The sequence below is a fragment of the Arthrobacter sp. Y3223164 genome, assembly GCF_059091005.1.
Genome location: NZ_JBNHGF010000294.1, coordinates 1 through 3,460, shown reverse-complemented (window position 1 = coordinate 3,460; position 3,460 = coordinate 1). Strand labels below are relative to the sequence as shown.

At 68.2% G+C, this 3,460-nt stretch carries 2 protein-coding genes; one reads left to right on the top strand and one right to left on the bottom strand.

The genetic code is table 11. The features are described 5' to 3' along the window. Positions 1 to 1,534, bottom strand: a 1,534-nt coding sequence (locus tag AC5RUJ_RS12795; RefSeq protein ID WP_494092517.1) for a DNA gyrase/topoisomerase IV subunit A, incomplete at its 3' end; no start/stop codon positions are given. 47 nt (positions 1,535 to 1,581) lie between these two features. Here AC5RUJ_RS12795 and AC5RUJ_RS12790 point away from each other — a divergent pair. Beyond that, the coding region (locus AC5RUJ_RS12790; RefSeq protein WP_494155956.1) for a GNAT family N-acetyltransferase at positions 1,582 to 3,460 on the top strand (1,879 nt) is incomplete at its 3' end.

The window sequence follows — 3,460 nt, the reverse complement described above, 5'->3', positions numbered from 1 at the left end:
GAGCCGGCAGGGCGGTGCCGCGGAGCGGGGCGGCGGCCTCCGATTCGAGCAGCACGGTCCGCCGCGGCGTGGCGTAGAGCGCGGAAACCTCGCCCAGCTCGTCGGACACCAACTGGCGCAGCATGGCCTCGTTGGCCAGGATTTCCTCCAGTGCGGCGATCTCGCGGCGCAGCTCGTCCTGTTCCTTCTCGAGCTCGATCCGCGAGTATTTGGTCAGCTGGCGCAGCCGCAGTTCGAGGATGTGATTGGCCTGGATTTCGGACAGGTCGTAGATGGCCATCAGCCGTTCGCGGGCGGCCGCGGCCTCGTCCGAGGAACGGATGATCTGGATGACCTCGTCAATGTCCACGATGGCGATCAGCAGGCCCTCGACCAGATGCAGCCGGTCCTTCTTCTTGCCCAACCGGAACGCGGTGCGCCGCCGGACGACGCCGATGCGGTGGCTGATGTAGACCTGCAGCAGTTCCATCAGGCCCAGCGTGCGCGGCTGCCCGTCGACCAGCGTCACGTTGTTGATGCCGAAGGAATCCTCCATCGGCGAATAGCGGTACAGCTGCGCCAGCACGGCGTTCGGATTGAAGCCGTTCTTCAGCTCGATGACCAGGCGCAGGCCGTGCTGCCGGTCGGTCAGGTCCACGATGTCGCTGATGCCCTGCAGCTTCTTGGACGTCACCGCGTCCTTGATCTTCTCGATCACCTTCTCCGGGCCCACGCCGTAGGGCAGCTCGGTGACCACCAAACCGGTGCGGCGTGCGGTGAGCTTCTCCACCTCCACCTTGGCGCGGGTTTTGAAGGAGCCGCGGCCGGTGGCGTACGCGTCGCGGATTCCGTCCAGGCCCACGATCTTGCCGCCGGACGGCAGGTCCGGTCCGGGGACGAACCGCATGATGTCCTCGAGCGTGGCGTCCGGGTTGGCGATCAGGTGCTGGGCCGCGGCGATCACCTCGCCGAGGTTGTGCGGCGCCATGTTCGTGGCCATGCCCACCGCGATGCCGGAAGAACCGTTGACCAGCAGGTTGGGGAAAGCGGCCGGGAGTACCGCCGGCTGCATCAGCTGGTTGTCGTAGTTGGGCACGAAGTCCACAACGTCTTCGTCCAGGTGGTCGGTCAGTGCCAGGGCCGGCGGCGCGAGGCGGGCCTCGGTGTAGCGCGGAGCCGCGGGACCGTCGTCGAGCGATCCGAAGTTGCCGTGGCCGTCAATCAGCGGCATGCGCAGCGAGAAGGACTGCGCCATCCGCACCATCGCGTCGTAGATGGCGGCGTCGCCGTGCGGGTGCAGCTTGCCCATCACCTCGCCGACCACGCGGGCGGACTTCACGTGCCCCTTGTCCGGCCGCAGCCCCATCTGGGACATCATGTAGAGGATGCGGCGCTGTACCGGCTTCAACCCGTCGCGGGCATCGGGCAGTGCGCGCGAGTAGATGACCGAATAGGCGTATTCGAGGAAGGAGCCTTCCATCTCGGAGGTCACGTCGATATCGACGATGTTCTCCGTGTAGTCCTCTTCGGGGGCGGGAGTCTGGCGGCGGGGCATGGGTAGAGCTTCGGTCCTTAGCTAAAAGTTGCGGATACAGTGAGTTTATGGCGCAAGAGGCTGATTCCCCGGATTATCCGGATTATTGGGAGGCGGATGTCGTGCTGCGCGACGGCGGGACGGCGCACCTGCGCCCCATCGTCCCGGCCGATGCCGAGGCCCTGCAGGCCTTCCACGTGGGGCAATCGGAAAGCTCCATCTACCTTCGCTTCTTCACCTTCAAGTCCAAGCTCAGCCCGCGCGAACTGGCCCGCTTCACCAAGGTCGACTACGTCAGCCGGGTTGCCTTCGTCATCACCATCGGCGATGAAATCATCGGGATCGGCCGCTACGACAGGCTGGACGATCCCGCCGAAGCCGAGGTCGCCTTTAATATCGCCGATGCCCACCAGGGCCGGGGGCTGGGTTCCATCCTGCTGGAGCATCTGGCGGCGGCCGCCCGGGAGAACGGCATCAGCAAGTTCTCCGCCGAGGTGCTGCCGGAGAACCGGAAAATGATCACCGTCTTCAACGACGCGGGGTACGAGGTGCGGCGCCATTTCGACGACGGGGTGGTCGCCCTCGAGTTCGACATCGACCCGACCGAGCGCTCCCGCGCCGTCATGGCCTCCCGGGAACACCGGGCCGAGGCCAAGAGCGTGGCCGCCCTGCTGGCCCCCGGATCCGTGGCCGTGATCGGCGCCAGCCGGGATTGGGGCAGCGTGGGCTACTCGCTGCTGGAGAACATCATCGAAGCCGGCTTTACCGGTCCCGTCTACGCCATCAACCCGCAGGCCTTCGAACTGAACGGCATGATCTCCCATGCCGCCATCGCCGACGTCCCGGACCCCGTGGAACTCGCCGTCGTCGCCGTCCCTTATGGGGAAGTGCCCAAGGTGGCCCGCGAATGCGCCGCCGCCGGCGTCAAGGGCATCCTGGTGGCCAGCGACGGTTTCTCCCAGGCCGGGACCGAAGGCTTGCAGCGGCAGCGCGAGCTGGTGCGCCAGGCCCGCGCCCACGGGATGCGGGTGATCGGCCCGGGCTCGCTCGGACTCCTGAACACCGACCCGGCGGTGTCGCTGAACGCCTCCATGGCGCCCGCTATGCCCCCGCGCGGAGCGCTCGGGCTGTTCAGCCAGTCCGCGGCGATCGGCGTCCTGCTCTACACCGCCGCCAGCCGGCGCGGGCTGGGCCTGTCCTCCACGGTGTCGGCGGGGAACCGGGCCGACGTCTCCGGCAACGATGTCATGCAGTACTGGGAAGACGACCCGGCCACCCTGGCGGTGGGGCTCTACCTGGAGTCCATCGGCAACCCCCGGAAATTTTCCCGCATCGCGCGCCGGCTCTCGCGCAGCAAGCCGGTGATCGTCGCCAAGTCCGATGTGATGGGACTGCAGCTGCCGCCCGGCCATGCGGTGCGCACCACCCAGGCGCCGCCGGGCGCCCTTGACGCCATGTTCCGCCAGTCCGGGGTGATCCGCGTGGAGACCAATGAAGAGCTGATGGACGTGGCGCAGGTCCTGGTCAGCCAGCCGCTTCCGGCCGGGGCCAACCTGGCCGTGTTCAGCAACTCCCTGGCGCTGGGCAACGTGGTGGCCGACGCCGCCAGGGCCCACCAGCTGGACGTGGTCCGGCGGGAGGTGGCGCTGGACCTGGATACGGGGCAGTCCACCGCGCTCCCGATGCTTCGCCGGCAGGTGCGGCAGGCACTGTCCGCACCCGAGGTGCACGCCGCCGTCGTCACCCTCCTTCCCGCCACCGGTATCCCGACCTCCCGGCTGGCGGAAGTGCTGCGGGACTGCGCCGAAGAGGCGGGCAAGCCGGTGGTCGCCTCCTTCACGGGCGTGCTCGACCTGGCCGAACGGACCGACGGCCTGCTGGCCGCCGGAGGCCCGGATTCCGGCGGCGGCCTGCAGCGCGGCCTGCCCGCTTTTGCCAGCCCCGCCA